General features: G+C 72.4%; 16 protein-coding genes and 2 pseudogenes. 2 read left to right on the plus strand and 16 right to left on the minus strand.

Annotated elements, in window-relative coordinates; translation table 11 throughout:
- Positions 1 to 14: 14 nt before the first annotated feature.
- The 16 genes and pseudogenes from HUT19_RS04230 to HUT19_RS04300 form a co-directional block, all read right to left on the minus strand.
- On the minus strand, positions 15 to 833 hold the full coding sequence (locus HUT19_RS04230; RefSeq protein ID WP_176179138.1) for a DapH/DapD/GlmU-related protein: 819 nt from the start codon (positions 831 to 833) through the stop codon (positions 15 to 17).
- Positions 834 to 871: 38 nt separating this feature from the next.
- The gene (locus HUT19_RS04235) at positions 872 to 1699 is read right to left on the minus strand and encodes a (2Fe-2S)-binding protein (RefSeq protein WP_254885433.1); all 828 of its coding nucleotides are present in this window, start codon (positions 1697 to 1699) and stop codon (positions 872 to 874) included.
- A gap of 3 nt (positions 1700 to 1702) precedes the next feature.
- Positions 1703 to 2710, minus strand: coding sequence for a methylmalonyl Co-A mutase-associated GTPase MeaB (gene meaB / locus HUT19_RS04240; RefSeq protein WP_176179139.1), 1008 nt, complete (start codon positions 2708 to 2710; stop codon positions 1703 to 1705).
- Between the two features lie 4 nt (positions 2711 to 2714).
- A complete protein-coding gene (scpA, locus tag HUT19_RS04245; protein WP_176179140.1) occupies positions 2715 to 4943 on the minus strand; it encodes a methylmalonyl-CoA mutase in 2229 nt (742 codons plus the stop codon).
- Complete coding sequence (gene mutA, locus HUT19_RS04250) at positions 4943 to 6835, minus strand: methylmalonyl-CoA mutase small subunit (RefSeq protein ID WP_176179141.1); 1893 nt, start codon at positions 6833 to 6835, stop codon at positions 4943 to 4945. Before mutA ends, scpA begins: the two co-directional genes overlap by 1 nt.
- 204 nt (positions 6836 to 7039) lie before the next feature.
- Entirely contained in the window at positions 7040 to 8251 is a 1212-nt protein-coding gene (locus HUT19_RS04255; RefSeq protein WP_176179142.1) for a cytochrome P450, read from the minus strand.
- Positions 8252 to 8449: 198 nt separating this feature from the next.
- Positions 8450 to 9634, minus strand: a complete 1185-nt coding sequence (locus tag HUT19_RS04260; protein WP_176179143.1) for an MAB_1171c family putative transporter — start codon at positions 9632 to 9634, stop codon at positions 8450 to 8452.
- On the minus strand, positions 9627 to 10226 hold the full coding sequence (locus tag HUT19_RS04265; RefSeq protein ID WP_254885434.1) for an ImmA/IrrE family metallo-endopeptidase: 600 nt from the start codon (positions 10224 to 10226) through the stop codon (positions 9627 to 9629). Before HUT19_RS04265 ends, HUT19_RS04260 begins: the two co-directional genes overlap by 8 nt.
- A gap of 55 nt (positions 10227 to 10281) precedes the next feature.
- Positions 10282 to 10791, minus strand: a complete 510-nt coding sequence (locus HUT19_RS04270) for a helix-turn-helix domain-containing protein (protein WP_176179144.1) — start codon at positions 10789 to 10791, stop codon at positions 10282 to 10284.
- A gap of 175 nt (positions 10792 to 10966) precedes the next feature.
- Positions 10967 to 11287: a spherulation-specific family 4 protein gene (locus HUT19_RS42785; protein WP_254886299.1), complete on the minus strand. Its 321-nt coding sequence runs from the start codon at positions 11285 to 11287 to the stop codon at positions 10967 to 10969.
- A gap of 106 nt (positions 11288 to 11393) precedes the next feature.
- Positions 11394 to 11714, minus strand: a pseudogene (locus HUT19_RS42790) (spherulation-specific family 4 protein); the annotation flags it as partial.
- Positions 11672 to 11869, minus strand: a complete 198-nt coding sequence (locus HUT19_RS04280; protein WP_176179145.1) for a hypothetical protein — start codon at positions 11867 to 11869, stop codon at positions 11672 to 11674. The gene HUT19_RS04280 and the pseudogene HUT19_RS42790, both read right to left, overlap by 43 nt.
- 250 nt (positions 11870 to 12119) lie before the next feature.
- Positions 12120 to 13151 carry a GDP-mannose 4,6-dehydratase gene (locus HUT19_RS04285; protein WP_176179146.1) on the minus strand — a complete coding sequence of 344 codons (1032 nt, stop codon included), beginning with the start codon at positions 13149 to 13151 and terminating at the stop codon, positions 12120 to 12122.
- 100 nt (positions 13152 to 13251) lie between these two features.
- A complete protein-coding gene (locus tag HUT19_RS04290) occupies positions 13252 to 13578 on the minus strand; it encodes a hypothetical protein (protein WP_176179147.1) in 327 nt (108 codons plus the stop codon).
- Between the two features lie 137 nt (positions 13579 to 13715).
- Positions 13716 to 14693: pseudogene (locus HUT19_RS04295) on the minus strand (hypothetical protein); the annotation flags it as partial.
- Between the two features lie 626 nt (positions 14694 to 15319).
- The gene (locus HUT19_RS04300; protein WP_176179149.1) at positions 15320 to 15490 is read right to left on the minus strand and encodes a hypothetical protein; all 171 of its coding nucleotides are present in this window, start codon (positions 15488 to 15490) and stop codon (positions 15320 to 15322) included.
- Between the two features lie 331 nt (positions 15491 to 15821).
- Between HUT19_RS04300 and HUT19_RS04305 the strand changes: the two genes are divergently transcribed.
- Both HUT19_RS04305 and HUT19_RS04310 read left to right on the plus strand, forming a co-directional pair.
- Entirely contained in the window at positions 15822 to 16406 is a 585-nt protein-coding gene (locus HUT19_RS04305; protein ID WP_254885435.1) for a TetR/AcrR family transcriptional regulator C-terminal domain-containing protein, read from the plus strand.
- On the plus strand, positions 16390 to 17949 hold the full coding sequence (locus HUT19_RS04310; protein WP_176179150.1) for a bifunctional phosphatase PAP2/diacylglycerol kinase family protein: 1560 nt from the start codon (positions 16390 to 16392) through the stop codon (positions 17947 to 17949). The genes HUT19_RS04305 and HUT19_RS04310 overlap by 17 nt, the downstream gene beginning before the upstream one ends.
- The last annotated feature ends 5 nt before the right edge of the window (positions 17950 to 17954 follow it).

Raw genomic sequence — 17954 nt, forward strand, 5'->3', positions numbered from 1 at the left:
GCCCCCGGGTCCGGTCAGCCGTCTGCCACCCGTTGCCCCGGCATCTGCTCCGGCCGCTGCCGCTCCGGCTCCGGTTCGCCGGCCGGCTCGTCGTCCGGCTCGTCGTCCGGCTCCAGCGCGGCGAGCGCCATCAGTTGCTCGGCCGTCATCCCCGCGGGGACCGGTTTCGGCGGGGGTGTGCGCAGCGGCGGCTGCCAGCCCGCGTCGGGGGCCCAGCGCCGGATGAGCCGGGCGGGCGCTCCGGCGACCACCGCGTGGTCGGGCACCTCGCCGCGGACGATCGCGCCCGCCGCCACCACCACATTGCGGCCGAGTCGTGCCCCCGGGAGGATCACCGCCCCGGCGCCCAGCCAGCTTCCGGTGCCGATGGACACCGGCGCGGAGCGGGGCCACTGCCGTCCGATGGGCTGGTGGGGGTCGTCATAGGAGTGGTTGTCGCTGGTCACGTAGACGTACGGACCGCAGAACACATCGTCTCCGAACTCCACGGTCCGGGAGGCGATCACATGGCTGCCCCGGCCCAGCACCACCCCGTTGCCCAGCCGCAGTACGGGATCCGGACCGAGGTCGAGGCCGGGCATCATGCCCGCGGTGAGGGTCACCTGCTCGCCGATGATGCAGTGGTCGCCGAGGTGGATCCACGGCTCTCCGAAGACGGTGCCCTGGGGGAAGGCCAGCCGGGTGCCGATGCCGATGGCACCGAAGCGGTACGGTCCGGGGCGGTCCCGGGTCACCGCGCCCACCCGCCGCACCCAGCGCGACCCGCGGTGGACCAGACGGGACGCGGTACGGCGGCGCCAGGCCGCCCAGGATGAGAACACGTTCTCGTTCATCGGCACCCGCTCACCGTACCGACCGCGTGGTCGCCCGATCAGCCCCCGCCGCTGTGACCTGCGCCGCGTTCGGATCGCGGGAGGCGGCTGAGCGCGCAGTCGCCGCACAACCCGCCGCCCGGCACCCGGTAGTAGAGGCAGCAGGTGCGGCGCCGGAAGGCGAGCGGTGCGGTGGTCAGGGTGCCGGCGGCCTTCAGGGGCGGGGTCCGGAGCAGGGCGCTGACCAGCGCGGTGGCACGGTCCGCCGCGTCCTCCCGGCCCCGGGTCCGGCACCAGTCGTGCAGCACCCGCAGCGAACCGGCCAGCGCCGAGGCCGCGTTGCCCCACAGCAGCCGTCCGGAGACCGGGCAGGCGGCGCGGATGGCGTGGTGCAGCGGCAGCAGATGCGCATACCCGGTGTGGCTCAGCTGTCCGGCGAGCCCGGCGGGTTCGCCGTGCACCCGCCAGGGGCCGGGGTGCCACAGATCGTCGGGCGCCATCCGCGCCGGGTTCCACCACAGGGTGTCGGGACGCAGATCCGGCACCCGGCCGTGGAGCGCGGCCGGGGCCAGTGCGAGGGACCACAGCCGGGCCGCGAGCCCCTGGAAGACCAGGGAGGCCGCGACCCGGCGCTCGTCGGTGCGCAGGGTGGCGGAGACGGTGTCGAGCCGGGAGAGCAGCGGGGGCGCGGCCCGGCCGCCGACGGTCCGGTAGACCGCGCCGAGGGGTACGTACCCCTCGGCGCCCGGTCCGGCGTCGCCGACCGCGACACCCCCGGTGCGCAGGGCGAAGAACGGACCCACCGCGGCGGCCTCGCGCGGCATCGCCGCCGCCGCGTCGCCGTTCGGAGGGGTTCCTTCGTCGCCTTCGTCGCCTTCGCCGCTCACGGGTCAAGTGTCGTCCGTCGCCCGGAACGTCTCCAGCAGCCGGTCCGCGGCCAGTGTCGCGGTCAGCGTGCCGTCGCGGACCTCCTGTTCCAGCAGCGGTCCGAGGCGGCGTACCCCGGGGTGGGCGTGCAGCCGGGCCAGCAGCTGGTCGCGCACCATCGACCAGGTCCAGTCGACCTGCTGGTCGCGGCGCTTGGTGTCCAGCGCACCGGTGGCCTCCAGCACCCGCCGGTGCTGTTCCAGGCGCTCCCACACCACATCAAGACCGGTGTTCTCACGGGCGCTACAGGTCAGGACGGGCGGGTTCCAGGGTGCGTCCGGGGGCTGCAACAGCCGGAGCGCGCCCGCCAGTTCACGGGCCGCGGACTTGGCGTCGCGGGCGTGCGGTCCGTCGGCCTTGTTGATGGTGACGACGTCGGCCAGCTCCAGTACGCCCTTCTTGATGCCCTGGAGCTGATCGCCGGTGCGGGCCAGGGAGAGCAGCAGGAAGGAGTCGACCATGTTGGCCACGGCGGTCTCGGACTGGCCGACCCCGACCGTCTCCACCAGCACCACGTCATAGCCCGCGGCCTCCATGACCACCATGGACTCGCGGGTGGCGCGGGCGACCCCGCCGAGCGTTCCGGCGCTCGGCGAGGGGCGGACGAAGGCGTTCGGGTCGACGGACAGCCGCTCCATCCGGGTCTTGTCGCCCAGGATGGAGCCGCCGGTACGGCTGGAGGACGGGTCGACGGCGAGCACCGCGACCCGGTGGCCGAGTCCGGTGAGCATGGTGCCCAGGGCGTCGATGAAGGTGGACTTGCCCACCCCGGGCACCCCGCTGATACCGACCCGCCGCGCCCCGCCGGTGTACGGCAGCAGCTCGATCAGCAGCCGCTGGGCGAGATCGCGGTGGTCGGGCCGGGTGGACTCGACGAGGGTGATCGCGCGGGCGATGTACGCGCGCGATCCGTCGAGCACCCCCTTGGCGTAGGTGTCGATGTCGATCGCCGGTCGCTTGACTGACCGCATGGGCCTACAGCTCGTGGCCGAGGTCGGCGGCGAGCGACCTGACCAGGTCGTGGGCGGCGTCGGGGATGACCGTGCCCGGCAGGAAGACGGCGGCGGCCCCGGCCTCGTGCAGGGTCTGGACGTCCTGCGGCGGGATGACCCCGCCCACGACGATGGTGATGTCCTCGCGCCCCGCCTCGGCCAGCTGCTCGCGCAGCGCGGGCACCAGGGTGAGGTGGCCGGCCGCGAGCGAGGAGACGCCGACGATGTGCACATCGGCCTCCACCGCCTGCCGCGCGACCTCCTCCGGGGTCTGGAACAGCGGGCCGACGTCGACGTCGAAGCCGAGGTCGGCGAAGGCGGTGGCGATCACCTTCTGGCCGCGGTCGTGCCCGTCCTGGCCCATCTTGGCGACCAGGATGCGGGGGCGGCGGCCTTCGGCGCGCTCGAACTCCTCCACCAGCTTGCGGGTGCGGTCCACGCCGGACGACGGTCCGGCCTCGTCTCGGTACACACCGGAGATCGTACGGATCTGGCCCGAGTGGCGCCCGTAGACCTTCTCCAGTGCGTCGGAGATCTCGCCCACGGTGGCCTTGGCGCGGGCCGCGTCGACGGCGAGGGCCAGCAGATTGCCCTCCAGACCGGTGCCCGGGCCGGACTCGGCGGCGGCGGTCAGCCGCCGCAGCGCGTCCTGGCACACCGCCTCGTCCCGCTCGGCGCGCAGCCGCCGCAGCTTGTCGATCTGCTGGGCGCGCACCGAGGTGTTGTCGACCTTGAGGACCTCGATCTGCTCATCACTGTCCACCCGGTACTTGTTGACGCCGATCACCGGCTGGCGGCCGGAGTCGATACGCGCCTGGGTGCGGGCCGCGGCCTCCTCGACCCGCAGCTTGGGAATGCCCGCGTCGATGGCCTTGGCCATCCCGCCGGCCGCCTCGACCTCCTCGATGTGCTGCCAGGCCCGCCGCGCCAGGTCGTGGGTGAGCTTCTCGACGTAGGCGCTGCCGCCCCAGGGGTCGATCACCCGGCAGGTGCCCGACTCCTGCTGGAGCAGGATCTGGGTGTTACGGGCGATGCGCGCGGAGAAGTCGGTGGGCAGCGCGAGCGCCTCGTCCAGGGCGTTGGTGTGCAGCGACTGGGTGTGGCCCTGGGTGGCGGCCATCGCCTCGACGCAGGTGCGCGCCACGTTGTTGAACACGTCCTGGGCGGTGAGCGACCAGCCGGAGGTCTGCGAATGGGTGCGCAGACTCAGCGACTTGGGGTTCTTGGGGTCGAACTGCTTGACCAGCTTGGCCCACAGCAGCCGGGCCGCCCGCAACTTGGCGATCTCCATGAAGAAGTTCATGCCGATGGCCCAGAAGAACGACAGCCGCGGTGCGAACGCGTCCACGTCCATCCCGGCCTCCAGTCCGGCCCGCAGGTACTCCACACCGTCGGCCAGGGTGTACGCCAGCTCCAGATCGGCCGTGGCTCCGGCCTCCTGGATGTGGTAGCCGGAGATGGAGATGGAGTTGTAGCGGGGCATCCGCTGCGAGGTGAACGCGAAGATGTCGGAGATGATCCGCATCGACGGCTGCGGCGGATAGATGTAGGTGTTGCGGACCATGAACTCCTTGAGAATGTCGTTCTGGATGGTCCCCGCCAGCTTCTCCGGCGGCACTCCCTGCTCCTCGGCGGCCACGATGTACAGCGCGAGCACGGGCAGCACCGCGCCGTTCATCGTCATCGACACGCTCATCCGGTCCAGCGGGATGCCGTCGAAGAGCTGACGCATGTCGTAGATGGAGTCGATGGCCACGCCCGCCATGCCGACGTCGCCGGTCACCCGGGGGTGATCGCTGTCGTAGCCGCGGTGGGTGGGCAGGTCGAACGCGACCGACAGGCCCTTCTGACCGGCCGCCAGGTTACGGCGGTAGAAGGCGTTGGACTCCTCGGCGGTGGAGAAGCCCGCGTACTGCCGGATCGTCCAGGGCTGGTTGACGTACATCGTCGGGTACGGGCCGCGCAGATAGGGCGCGGCACCGGGGTAGGTGCCCAGGAAGTCCAGGCCGGTCAGGTCCTCGGCGGTGTACAGCGGTTTGACCCCGATGCCCTCCGGGGTGTCCCACACCAGGTCCTCAACGCCCTTGCCGACGTTGTCGCTCAGCGCGGCGGCCCAGTCGTCGGTTCCGCCCGCGTGGTGCTCACCGGGCGCTTCGAGCTCGATTCCCGAGAAGTCCGGAATCTTTCCGGCTTCCTGCGGACCGCCCGTCATCACGCCACCCCCATGATGTCCAGGGCCGAGGAGAGGACCTCGACCGCGTCGCAGCCCGCGAAGACGAATCCGTCCACCCCGGCTTGCTCGTACTCATCCTGTCGATCCCCGGGCCGCCCGGCCAGATACACCTGGAGCGCACCGGCGGCCTTCAGCCGCTCGGCGACGCCCGCGGCCTCCTCCGCGTACAGCGTGTCGCTGGAGCACAGGCACGCCACGCGGGCGCCGCTGGCGGCGAAGGCGTCGGCGACGGTCTCGGCGGTCACGGAGACCGTCTCCCCCGTCGCGGTGACCGCCTCGACACCGCCCGCCTGGAAGAGGTTGGCGGCGAAGGTGGCGCGCGCGGTGTGCGCGGCCGCGGGGCCGAGCGCGGCCAGGAAGACCCGGGGCCGGGTGCCCTCGGCGGCCTGGTGGGCGTCGGACCGGGCGCGCAGCGCCTCGTACGCCTCGTCGCGGCGCACCCGCGGCAGTCCGCCGCCGGGGGTCGCGGGGGCGGTCTCGCGCTCCACGGGCTGCTCGGCGAGGTTCGGGAACTCGCTGACGCCGGTGATCGGCTCCTTGCGGCGGGCGAGGGCGCGGGAGCGGCGGGCCCAGGTGTCGGCCAGCCGGTCGCGCACCAGGCCGGAGGCGAGGGCGGCGGCGAGGCCGCCGGCGCGCTCGATCTCCTGGAACCAGGCCCAGGCGGCGCGGGCCACGTCGTCGGTGAGCCGCTCGATGTACCAGGAGCCGCCGCCGGGGTCGATCACCCGGGCGAGGTGCGATTCCTCGAGCAGGATGGTGGAGGTGTTGCGGGCGACGCGGCGGGCGAAGTCGTCGGGCCGGCCGATGGCGCTGTCGAAGGGCAGCACGGTGACGGCGTCGGCGCCGCCGACCCCGGCGGCCAGGCTCGCCACGGTGGTGCGGAGCATGTTCACCCAGGGGTCGCGCCGGGTCATCATCACCGGGGAGGTCACCGCGTGCTGGCGCTGGGCGGCCGCCTCCGGGACCGCGCCGCACACCTGCGCGACCCGGGCCCACAGCCGCCGGGCGGCGCGCAGTTTGGCGATGGTCAGGAACTGGTCGGCGGTGGCCGCGTAGCGGAACTCCAGTTCCCCGCAGGCGGCTTCGGCGCTCAGCCCGGCGGCGGTCAGGGTCCGCAGATAGGCCACGCCCGTGGCGAGCGAGCAGCCGAGTTCCTGGGCGGCGGAGCCACCGGCCTCGTGGTACGGCAGCGCGTCCACGGTGAGGGCCCGGACGCCGGGGTGGTCGCGGTGGCTGAGGGCCGCAAGGCCGGCGGCGGCGGCCAGGTGCCCCGGCAGGTCGGCGTCCCGGCCGGTGCGGGCCACCAGGCCCAGCGGGTCGGCGCCGAGATTGCCGAGCGCCGCGTGCGGCGGGACCTCGCGGTCGCCGTAGAGCCGCAGCAGGGCGCGGGCGGCGGCCTCGAAGTCGGCGCCCGCGTCGAGGACCACGGGGGCCAGGTCGAGATAGACGCCGTTCAGCGCCTCGGGCAGCGCCTCGACGGGCACTCCGGCCTCGCCGACCGCCAGCCACACCGAGCTGACGCCGTTCTCCAGGTCGGTCAGCACGGCCCGGTTGGTGCGGGCCGGGTCTGCGTCGGTGTGGCGCTGGCGAACGTCCCAGCCGGAGACCGCGGAGCCCTCGGGACGTCCGCCGCGGACGAACGGGGCGAAGCCGGGGAAACCCGCGTCCTGGGGGGCGTCTTCGGCGGTGTAGAGCGGGCGGACGGAGATCCCGTCCTCGAGCGCGGTCGCGAGGGCCGCTTCGGCCTGTTCGCCTACGGCGTCCGAGGTGCCGCTTTTACGCAGCACTCCTTCGACGAGGTGGCGCCATTCGTCACGCGTCACATCCGGGAATTCGTCGGCTAGGGGAAGGCCGTCAGGCAGGACCGTCATGACAGCGGAGGCTAGTGCGATCTTCTAAAGCCAGAGCAGAGGAATCGGCTGTGAGCTTGCTCTCTATATCCAGCCCACCGCGGGATGGCTCCGCGCGAACCGAGACCCGCCCGGTGCGACGGGGGATGCACACCGGGCGGGCTCGATGACCTTTTTACCGCATCGGGCCCGGGTCATGCATCACAAACGTGTTCGCTTTCCCGCTCACCATGCGACGGGCAGCGAGATCAGGCCACGTGTGCGGATCGATGGCCGCCATCGCAGCTCCTCCTTCGAAACATCGAGTCGCAGCCCCGGAAAGCGCCTCAACAGGGCCTCCAGCGCCACTTCGGCCTCCATCCGGGCCAGCGGCGCACCGAGGCAGTAGTGGATGCCGTGGCCGAACGCAAGGTGCCCGGACCGGACAACATGTGGATTGAAGTGATCCGGATCCTCGAAGTGGTGGGGATCACGGTTGGCGGAGGCGATGGAGAGCAGCACCGTCTCCCCCGCGGGAACGGTCACTCCGCCGATCTCGATGTCCTCGAGCGGGAAGCGGCGGATCGAGAGCGGGGCCGGTCCGTCGTGGCGGGCGAATTCCTCGACCGCGGCCGGGATCCCGTCCGGTTTCTCGCGCAGTGCGCGCAGCGGTTCGGGGCGGTCGAGCAGACCGGATACAGAATTCCCGATGAGATGGACCACATTTTCGTATCCGGCGAAGAGGAGGAGAAAGGCGAGTGAGGTCAGTTCGTCCTCACTCAGCCGGTCCGTCCCGCCGGGGCCGCCCTCGCCGTCGTCGCGGGCCGCGATCAGACCGGAGAGCAGATCGTCCCCGGGCTCCTCGCGCTTGGCGGCGATCAGTCCGGTGTAGAAGCGCAGCATGTTGCCGATCGCCTCCTTCGCCTGCTCCGGACGGTTGGGATCGGGGGTGATCAGGGTGTCGGTCCAGGCCCGGAAGTCGTGCCGGTCGCGCTGCGGCACACCCAGCAGATCGCAGATCACCACGATGGGCAGCGGCCCGGCGTAGTCCGCGATCAGATCGGCGCGTCCGGCGGACTCCACGGCGTCCAGCAATTCGTCCGCCAGCCGCCGTACCCCCTCCCGCATCGCCTCGACCCGGCCCGCGGTGAACGCCTTGACCACCAGTCGGCGGACCCGGGTGTGGTCCGGCGGGTCCATGTTGAGGAGGTTGGCGTCGAGGGCGGGCGGCAGGGCGAAGCCGCGGAAGTTGCCGGGCAGGGCGTTGCTCTTGTCCAGCGAGAGCCGGGGGTCGGCGAACGCCCGCCGGACGTCCTCGTAGCGGGTGACCAACCAGGCCGGATTGCCGTCGGGCCCGCTGATCCGGTGGACCGGGCCCTCCTCCCGGAGGGCGGCGCAGGTGGCGTACGGATCGGTCAGCAGCCCGGTGGTGTCGCGGGGGGTGGAGTTCGCGGTCATGGCTCCCGACTCTAGATCGTCTGTGGATCGTGCGGTCCGGGCCGGGCCCAAGGCCACGGTGCGGCCCGGCCGGTGGGGAGGGTGTACGGCGCGGCGCTGGCCTGGAGGCGGCGCCGGGACTGAATCTCCCCGGCGCCGCCTGCGCCACGGGCGGCCCCGACCCCCGTCCAGGGCCACCTCGTCTTCGATCCCCCTGCGTCACCGCCGCGGTGCGGCGGTCCCCTCCCCCAGCTCCGCGAGCACCTCGTCCACCAGTGGCAGCCGGTAGACATCGGCGACCCGGGCCAAGTGCTCGTGCTCGTCGGCCAGTTCGGTTTTCGTCGTCACCACCACGCTGTCCGCGGCGGACACCGGTAGGTGTCCGCGCGCTTGATTCAGCAAACCGCGTCTCAGCGCCGCTGCTTCCACTACGGCAGCAAGTTGCCAATCGTCGAACCGCGCGGCCCGGCCCTTGACACGGGCGATCTCGAGAACGTCGGCCTCCACATGGCGTCGTACGCCGCGCTGGACGTCACGGATCTCCGCCATCTGCCGGTTGGCCCGCCACTCCAGATCGGCCAGTGGCCACCAGCCGGCCCAGCGCGAGTGGCCCATGGCGACCTCGGGCGCCTGGGCGGTGACTTCCCGCCACAGCGGCCGCAGCCGCCGGAACCGGCGCCACGCGGAGGCGCGGGGGCCCCCGGCCGGAATGGCGAACCCGGCCAGTACGAGCAGGGCGGCGACCGAAGCGGTGAGCGGGGCCACGCCGTTGGAGAGCCAGTACAGATCGCGGCCCGCCCAGGAGAAGACAAAGCCGATCAGCTTGCAGGCACAGTACACCAGGCCCAGCCAGCACCCGGCGGCGAGCACTCGCAGCCCCCGGGCGAGCCAGGAGCCGCGCAGGGTCGCGGCATAGCGCGGGCACAGGACGCCAAGACCCGCGAGTCCACTTCCGAAAATGGCCAAATACAGCACCAGGAAGAGGACCACTCCGGGCTCATGCGCATAGGCGGTGCTGAAGTCCCGGGGGTGCTCCACGGCGTCCGGGCGGCCGACGGCGAAGCCCGTGACCGCCACGGCCCACACCGCGCCCACCGCGGCCACCACGGTACGGGGCCGGATCGCCGACCCCGTCCAGCGCAGCAGCAGCACCAGGGCGCCGGTGGCGAACACCACCACCGAGGAGTAGAGGAGGACCATGGCCAGATTGGCCACGCCCACCAGCCGGTCGAACCAGCGGTAGACACGGGGCGCAGAGAGCAGGAAGACGTTGGCCACGGCGGCGGTCATCACACAGGCGAGGCCCAGGTCGGCGTTGCCGCGGTCGCGGAACCAGGCGCGGGCCTTGTATCCGGCCAGTGCCCATGCGGCGGCGCCGAAGCACAGGTACACCAGGTCAAACACGGGCCCCACCGCCGCCGGTGCCGGGGGCTTCCCGCGGTGGCCGGGTGCCGTCCGCGTCGCGCACATGGCGCAGCGCCGGGCCGAGGGCGGCGGCCAGTTCGGCGGCCCGCCCCCGGAGCGGCAGTCCGTGGTCGGACGAACTGGGCACCACACGCTCCATCAGCAGGGTGCCCAGGACCTCGGTTTCGCGCTCGGTGAGGTTGTCGTAGGCGTGGTGGCGGGCGAAGCCCGGGGTCATGCCCAGACGCCGCATGGCGGTGGTGACATCGACGGACGGGGTCCACAGGCGCAGCGCGTCCTCGGTGACGGCCGGGTCCTGCTCATGTCCGAGCAGCAGATGGCCGATCTCGTGCAGCACGATGTGGATCTGGTGCCACGGGGACGTCCTGAGCTCGTAGAAGATCCAGAGCCCGTCGTCGGTGGCGGCCGTCATGCCCGAGACCACACCGCCCAGGCTCATCGGCACCAGATGGACGGGGCGTCCGACCCGTTCCGTCACGATCGCGCACAGACCCGGCAGATCGGTCGAGGCGGGCAGCCCGAGCTCCTTGATGAGCCGCTTGCACCGCCGTCGTATCCGGCCCACTCGCATGCCTGTACCATCCTCGATTCCGGTCCGCCGCCAGAAGCGGAACAGTGGCCGCCGGTCACCGTCGGTCACGCGGTGCCCCGCCGTCCGGATCCGCGGGTCCCTCGGGTCCGGCCGGTTCCGGCGGAAGGTTCATCTGCTGCCGGAACTGGGAGATGATGGCGGTGAGGCTGTCCTGGACCTCCGGCGGGAGGCCCATGGAGCGCAGCGCGATGCCGCGGACCCGCTTGTCGCGCATCGCGACCAGGAACCGCACCTCTTCCTCCACCCGCTCCGCCTGCGACGGCGACAGGTCGCCGAGCAGATAACCGACGGGCACGGCGAAGAACTTGGCCAGTGCGCGCAGCAGGTCCGGACTCGGGTTGGTGCGCTTGCCGTTGCGCAGCATCGACAGATACTGCTCGGTCAGTCCCGCCTTGCCGTACTCCTCGCTTCCGCTGATCTCCTCGGCGACATGGGCGTTGGTGTAGGGAGCGCCCGGCGGGTGCATGGTCGCGAACAGGTAGTTGAGCCGGTCCGCCAGCCGGCTGCCGGCGTCATCCGGTGACCTGTCGTCCCCGACGGCCATTCGCTCCCCCTTTTGTAACTGTTCACGGCGGTACGCACTCACGGTTGGTTAAGGCGGACAACGCCGCGTGAGGCATCCTGCCATGGGAGGCCTAGGGCGCACCAGTCCGCCCCGGAGCCTGGAAACATCTGACTTAACCGCCAGTTTGCCGGTACCGGTGATGCCTTCTCCCAGGTCACCCTCCGTGGCCGGGGGCGTTCTCCAGTCCGTCGGGGGCGGACTGCCAGGGGTTGGCGCCGTGGCCCGGCACCGCGCAGCGCACGGCGGCGCCGCGCCCGCGCGCGGTATCGGCCACCCGGCCGCCCCGGCCGCGGGGCGCGGCGTACACCACCTGGCACAAGCGCTCCGGTGGATGCGCCGCGGTCCAGCCGGGCACCTCGGTGTGCCGACAGGTGTCCCAGCCTCCCCCGAAGGTGACCAGCAGATCGCCGAGGACGGCATAGCCGGGGTCGGGATGGGTGCCGGGGTTGAGGACGGCCGTCCGGGCACCGAGCATCCGGGCGGCCCGGACCTGCCGCCGGTGGCCGGGGAAGTCGGGCGGCGTGGGACGCGGTCCGGTCGAGGAACACCCCGTCCACGCCGTACCAGTGGCGGTACCGGCGGACGTCGGCCGTCACCGGCCCGGTCCGGCGGTGGCCGTACGCGGTGTCGACGTAGCCGAGCAGCGCCGCGCCCGCCGCGGGCAGCCGTGCGGCCGCCGCGGCGATTACCGGTGCGGCCGCCGCGGCGACCACCGGGTCGGGACGGCGGCCCGGCCCGTCGGCCAGGTTGAGGATCACGCCGTACAGCCGCCCGGCGGCCTGTTCCAGCACCCGCCACGGGTGCGGATCGACCGCCGGGTGGACGTACAGCGGCACCAGCAGCCGCCGCTGGGGGTGGGTCACAGCGCGGGGGCCCCGGCCGGGTCCGCGCTGGCCGCCCACAGCCCGGCCAGCGAATCGGCGAAGGTGTGCCGGGGCTGCCAGCCGATCACCCGCCCGGCGGCGGCGATGTCCGCTTGTTGCCAGGAGACCGCGGCCGAGCGGCCCGAGCCGTCGCCGTTCTCCTCCGGCCGTCCGCGGAAGCCGCTCTCCCGCACCAGCCCCTCGGCGAGGGCTCGCGGTGGGCGGACAGATCGCCGACTCGGACCGTGCCCTCCGGGCCCTGGGGCACGGCCCGGCGCAGTTCGGCGGCGAGCCGTCCGGGCAGTCCCGCGGTGGGCGAGCCGGGGCCCAGCGGCTTGAACACCCGCACCACCACGGCGTCCAGCGGGGAGTCGAGGACGGCGAGGGTTCCGGCCAGGCCGAAGTGACGGTGGGATGGCTCAGGGGTGATGCCGCGGTGAGGGATCAGACGTTGTAGAGGTCCGTCTTGTAGCGGGCGAGGTTCGCCGGGTCGCGGAAGAAGGCGATGGTGTGCTCCAGGCCGTCCTCGAGCGTGTGCGCGGGGGTCCAGCCGGTGGCGGCGCGCAGCCGGGACGCGTCGCACACCAGTCGCATCACCTCGGAGTCGGCGGGCCGTACCCGCTGGGCGTCCTCGCGGACGTCGAGCACGGTGTCCATCAGCTTGCCGACGAGGACGCTCAGATCTCCGACGGAGATCTCGCCGCCGGTGCCCGCGTTGAAGGTGTGGCCGACCACATCGGCTGCGGGGGCGGTGCCGACGGCGAGGAAGGCGGCCGCGGTGTCCTTGACGAAGGTGAAGTCGCGGGTGGGGCGCAGGTCCCCGAGGGTGATGGTGGTCCGCCCGGCCGCCACCTGGCCGATGACGGTGGGGATCACGGCGCGCATGGACTGGCGCGGGCCGAAGGTGTTGAACGGCCGCAGGGTGACCACGGGGGTGCCGAAACTGGCGTGGTAGCTGTCGGCCAGTCGGTCCCCTCCGGCCTTGGAAGCGGCGTACGGGGACCGGGTGTTGACGGGGTGGTCCTCGGTGATCGGGACGGTCCGCGCGGTTCCGTAGGTCTCACTGGTGGAGGTGTGCACCAGCCGCGGGATCTCCAGGTGGCGCACCGCCTCCAGCACGTTGAGGGTGCCGGTCACATTGGTTTCGACATAGCTGTGCGGGGCCCGGTAGGAGTACGGGATCGCGATCAGGGCGGCGAGATGATAGACGGCCTCGGTGCCCCGGAGGAGTCCGTTCACCGATCCCGGGTCGCGGACGTCTCCGAGGACCACTTCGACGTTGGCCATCACCTCGTTGGGCAGCGTCTCCAGCCAGCCGAAGGACGAGAAGGAGTTGTACTGCACCATCGCGCGCACCCGGTGGCCGGTGGCCACGAGCGCCTCGACGAGGTGTGAGCCGATGAAACCCTCCGCTCCGGTGACGGCGACGGTGGCGGTGGCGGTGGCGGTGGCGGTGGCGAAGCTGTTCTGGGACATGCGGGAACTCCCCTGCCGGTGCGGTGAGATGAGATCGCTGTTGAGGTGCGGTGGTGTGATGCGGTGGTGCGATACGGACCAGGTGGCGGAGCGCGCCGGGTCAGCGGTGCGTGGTCATCCGGCCGAGCAGCGCGGTGGCGGCGGCGAGCAGTACGGCCCAGGCCGCACCGCAGACCGCGAGCTGGACCACCGGTGGCCGGGAGACCTCCCCGAGCGGCGCGGTGGTTTCCGCCGCGGCGGCGGCCGGACACACCAGCGCCGGTGTCCACGCGGAGCCGAACGCCTGGAGCAGCGGCCCGGTCCACAGGGTGGCGCCGAGCGCGAGCACGGCGAGCAGCCGGACCGCGCCCAGGGGCGGCGCGGTGGGCCAGAGGGTGTGGGTGAGGTACAGCGGTACGGTCAGGGCGGTGAGAAAGGGCGCGCCCACGGCGTAGCCGAGACCGGGCAGCGCGAACACCGCGCCGCGCAGCAGGAACGGGCCGGGTGCCGCACGTGGGTCGACCCGGCCGGCCCGGCTGAGGGTGGGCAGCTCCGGTTCCGGCGCGACGGGCGGGAAGGCGGCGGGACCCAGTTGTCCTCGTCGACCTGCTCGGCGGCGCGTCCGGCGTTGTAGAAGATGTTCATCGGGTGGCGCGGCACGGTGGTGGCGGGGCCGAGGGTGCGCTGCTCCTGCTCCCGGGAGGCGTCGCTGGCCAGCGAGGTCACCCCGGTGAGGGTGAGGGCGGACGGCGGATTGGGGTGGTCGGAGGGCTGCTGCGGCAGGGTCTTCAGACCCGAGTGCTCACCGGTGATCAGCTCGGTGCGGTCGGCGCCCAGGTGGATGCCCTGGGTGGCCCACCCCACGGTGCCGCGGGCCAGCAGCCGGAACTGGCTCTGGTACTGGTACTGGTTGTAGACGAAGGCGACGACCAGCTCCCGGCGGCCGCCGTGGGCGTAGTCGCCGACCAGCGAACCGCAGGCGGAGCTGTCCGGGATCGGGACCTCGACGTACGGGGTGAAGGTGGCGCCGTCGGCCTGGTTCTCCAGTGGGACCGAAAGATAGCCGTAGCTCTCGGCCGCATCGGGGTCGTTGTCCTCGAAGGGCACACTGCCGCCGAGGTAGCCGAAGGGGCCGGAGCCACCGGCGGCCGTCACCTTCGCGGTGTGCCCGTCCAGCGAGCCGAGGTAACCGGGGTTCTGGGGGTGACCCAGGCCGACGGCCGGACGGGCGTAGGTGTAGGCGTCCACCTGACGGATGCCGAAGCGCTTCTCGTAGGCGACGAGGGCGGCCCTCTCGGCGGAGCCGTCGCCGAAAGGATTGTCATTGGGCACTACCACTGCCTGGTACGTGGCGCGCGGCCGCCCGTCGGCGGTGTCGCTGAGGAACGCGGCGTCGATCCGCGACCGCTTGGAGGCGGTGAGGTCGACGGTGGTGCAGGGCGTGCCCGAACCCTTGAGTTCGGCGGTGAGCGCCGCGGTGGCCGGGCCCTTGTCGTCCAGGACCAGCACCCGCAGGTCGATCCTCGGTGTCGGTTCGGCGTTCGCGCCGATCGCCGGTGCCATTGCCGACAGCAGGACCGCCGCGGCGCATTCCGCGGCAGGCCGGGGCATCCGACCCATGGTGAACTCCCCCCAGGGGCAGCCGCGCAGGGCGCGGTAGCCGACCGGTGATTGACACACGTGAACAGGCCACGGTGTGGCAGGTGTTCACGCGGAATGCATGATGAGTTGAGTGATCCTCAAGAAACGGCTTCACCGCGGCCGGGGCTCCCCTCCCCGGTCGCTGTCGGGGCTCCCCTCCCCGACCGCCGTACCGAATCGCCCGTCGAGGACACCACCGTCCTCACCGGCCGCGCGGCCGAAGCCGAAACCGCGCAGACCATATGGTGCGGCATGTCCGGGGGGATGGACTGCCGTATCACCGTATGAGCCGTCATCGAACGGACCGGCCCTGGCCGGTTATCAACGTTCTGGGACACACCATCCAACAGCCGGGTTCACAGATGCGAGAGACCCGTGAGATTCGGACACCCCGTGATGACCTGTAGCGCCATTGGCCTATACCATTAGGAGGAGCTCTTCCTCCGGCGGGGTGGCCCGAAATGAGCCACCCTCTTCGATCTTGCCGAATTCGACTGAAAGATGGCCGTCCGAATTATTCGAGATTGAAGCGATTGACCGCAAAGTCCTCAGTCGACGCTCTGGAGGATGTGGGGCTCGGCCAGATCGTCCTCGTAACCGGCGAGACGGATCGGCGCGGAGCGTGCCCACACCTCCAGACTGCCCACTTCCGAGGGCTCTGCGCACCGCCCGTCATCCTCTGCGTGCGCCTCGTCGCTCTGTGTCTGTTCGGGGGTCACCGCACACTCCCTGTGTCGGCTGAACCGGATCTGTCGCCAGGTTAACCAGCAAGGGAACGCTCCGCGCGTCGATTTCCACGGAGTGGACAAGGAATGGACACCGCCCCCCGGGGGCCGTACGTCCGGTGGCCGCGGGACGCCAATCGTGCTGAGCTGGATGCCAAGGGTCCGGACACAAGGCCGCCGAACGGGTGACGGACCCCAGGCGGGGGCCCGGGGCGACACCCGGCCGGCCTGCCTCGCGTCGGAGCGTGCGCACCACCGACCCCACGCTCTGACCGCGAAGATCGACAACACCGTCCGCCGCACACCGGAGCACCCCGGGGATGCGGTGCGGCGGACGCTACACCGCCGGGCCGGACACCGCACCCCGGCGCCACGGCCGGGCGCTGATGGCCGATGCGATGCTCGACCGCTGTACGGCGACCCGCTTCCGGAACCGTGGGAGGACCGGGCGCGCGCCCTGGCCGGACGGTATCGCTCGGCGCTGCTCTCCCACCGGGACGGGGCGCGGGTGGTGGCCGGTACGCATGTGGCCGAGGACAACACCCTCCGGTTCGCCGACGCCCTGACGGGCGCGTTCCTGGCCGGGGGCCACGATCCGGCGGAAGCGGCGTGGCGGACCCGGGCCCTGGTGGACTTCACCCTCGGCCTGGTCCAGGGGGAACAGGCGGCGGACGGCGCCGGGAGCCCGGAGCCGCTGCGGCGGGCGGCCACCCCCGAGCGCTATCCCGCAATCGCCGCGGCCGTACCGCACTTCGGCGGCTTCGAGGACCGCTTCGGGCACGGCGTCGGCCTCATCGTCGGCGGCCGGACCCGGGAGCCCGACGACCGCGGGTTTGATCACACTCGGCAGCCGATGACGCGTGCCGACGGCGGTTCCGGGATACCCATGTCGCATGAGACGCATCAGTGAACTCGACCGCCGGCTGTTCGCCCGGGTCGCGGCCGGACGGCTGCGCGGCGCGCACCCCACACTGCCCCGGCTCAGCCGGGCGGCCAACCACGGACGGCTGTGGTTCGGTACCGCCGGTGTCCTGGCGGCGGTCGGCGGACGCACCGCGCGGCGGGCCGCGTTGCGCGGGGTCGGCTCGCTCGCAGCGGCGTCGCTCGCCTCGAACCTGGTGGTCAAGTGGACCGTGGAACGGCGCCGTCCGGTGATGGACAGCGTCCCTCTGGTGCGGCGGCTGCAGAAGCAGCCGTGGACGAGCTCCTTCCCCTCGGGCCACTCGGCCTCCGCCGCCGCGTTCGCCACCGGGGTGGCCATCGAGTCCTCCCGGTACGGCTTCCTGGTCGCCCCGCTGGCCGCCGCGGTCGCCGCCTCCCGGGTGTACGTGGGGGTGCACTACCCGAGCGATGTACTGGCGGGTGTAGCGATCGGGGTCGGCGCCGCCGCGCTCACCTGCCGCTACTGGCCGCCGCGCCCCGAGATCCCGGCGCAGGCCCGGCCCCGGGTCTCCGCCCCCGCGCTGCCCAAGGGCGAGGGACTGGTCCTGGTGGTCAACCAGCGGGCGGGCGCGGCCTCCGCGGCGGGCGGCCTCAGCGTGGCCGAGCAGCTTCGGGTGCTGCTGCCCGCCGCCGAGATCCTGGAATGCGGCCCCGAGGACGACTTCATGACCCTGCTCCAGCAGGCCGGGCGGCGGGTCGCCGAGCGGGCCGGGGCGCTGGGCATCTGCGGCGGCGACGGCAGTGTCAACGCCGCGGCCACCCTCGCCGCCGAGCGCGGACTGCCGCTGGCGGTGTTCGCGGGCGGCACCCTCGACCACTTCGCCCTGGACGTGGGCGTACCGGCGTTCGAGGACACCGCGCACGCGGTGACCGAGGGCGACGCCGTGGCCGTCGACCTCGCCCGGGCCACACCGCTCGCGGGCGGTGGTGAGACCAAGCACTTCGTCAACACCTTCAGCATCGGCTTCTACCCCGAGCTGGTGCGGATCCGGGAGAGCCTCCAGGACCGGATGGGCAAGTGGCCCGCGGCCGCCGTCGCGCTCACCCGGGTGCTGCGTACCGCGAAGCCGATGGAGATCGAGGTCAACGGGCACCAGCGACGGCTGTGGGTGCTGTTCGTCGGCAACGGCGGCTACTCCCCCGACGGTTTCGCGCCCGCCTACCGCGATCAGCTCGACGACGGGCTGCTGGACGTCCGGGCGATCGACGGGGATCAGCGGCTCGCCCGTACCCGGCTGCTGATCGCCGCGCTCACCGGCACCCTGGGCCGCTCCCACATCTACTCGACGGCCCGGGTGCGCACACTGCGGCTGTCGGCTCTGCACGATGTGGACTCCCTCGCCTACGACGGTGAGGTGGCCCCCACCCCCGCCCAGACGCTGGTGCTCGACAAGCGGCCCGGGGCCCTGACCGTCTACCGCCCCGCAGAGCCGCAGAACGAACTACTCCAGCGGGCCCGCACGGCGGCCGCACAAGCCCCCCATTGGTGGCGCTCCGTACTACGCAGGTAGTACGC

Origin of the sequence: Streptomyces sp. NA02950 (genome assembly GCF_013364155.1) — a bacterium.
In the GTDB taxonomy this organism is placed as follows: domain Bacteria; phylum Actinomycetota; class Actinomycetes; order Streptomycetales; family Streptomycetaceae; genus Streptomyces.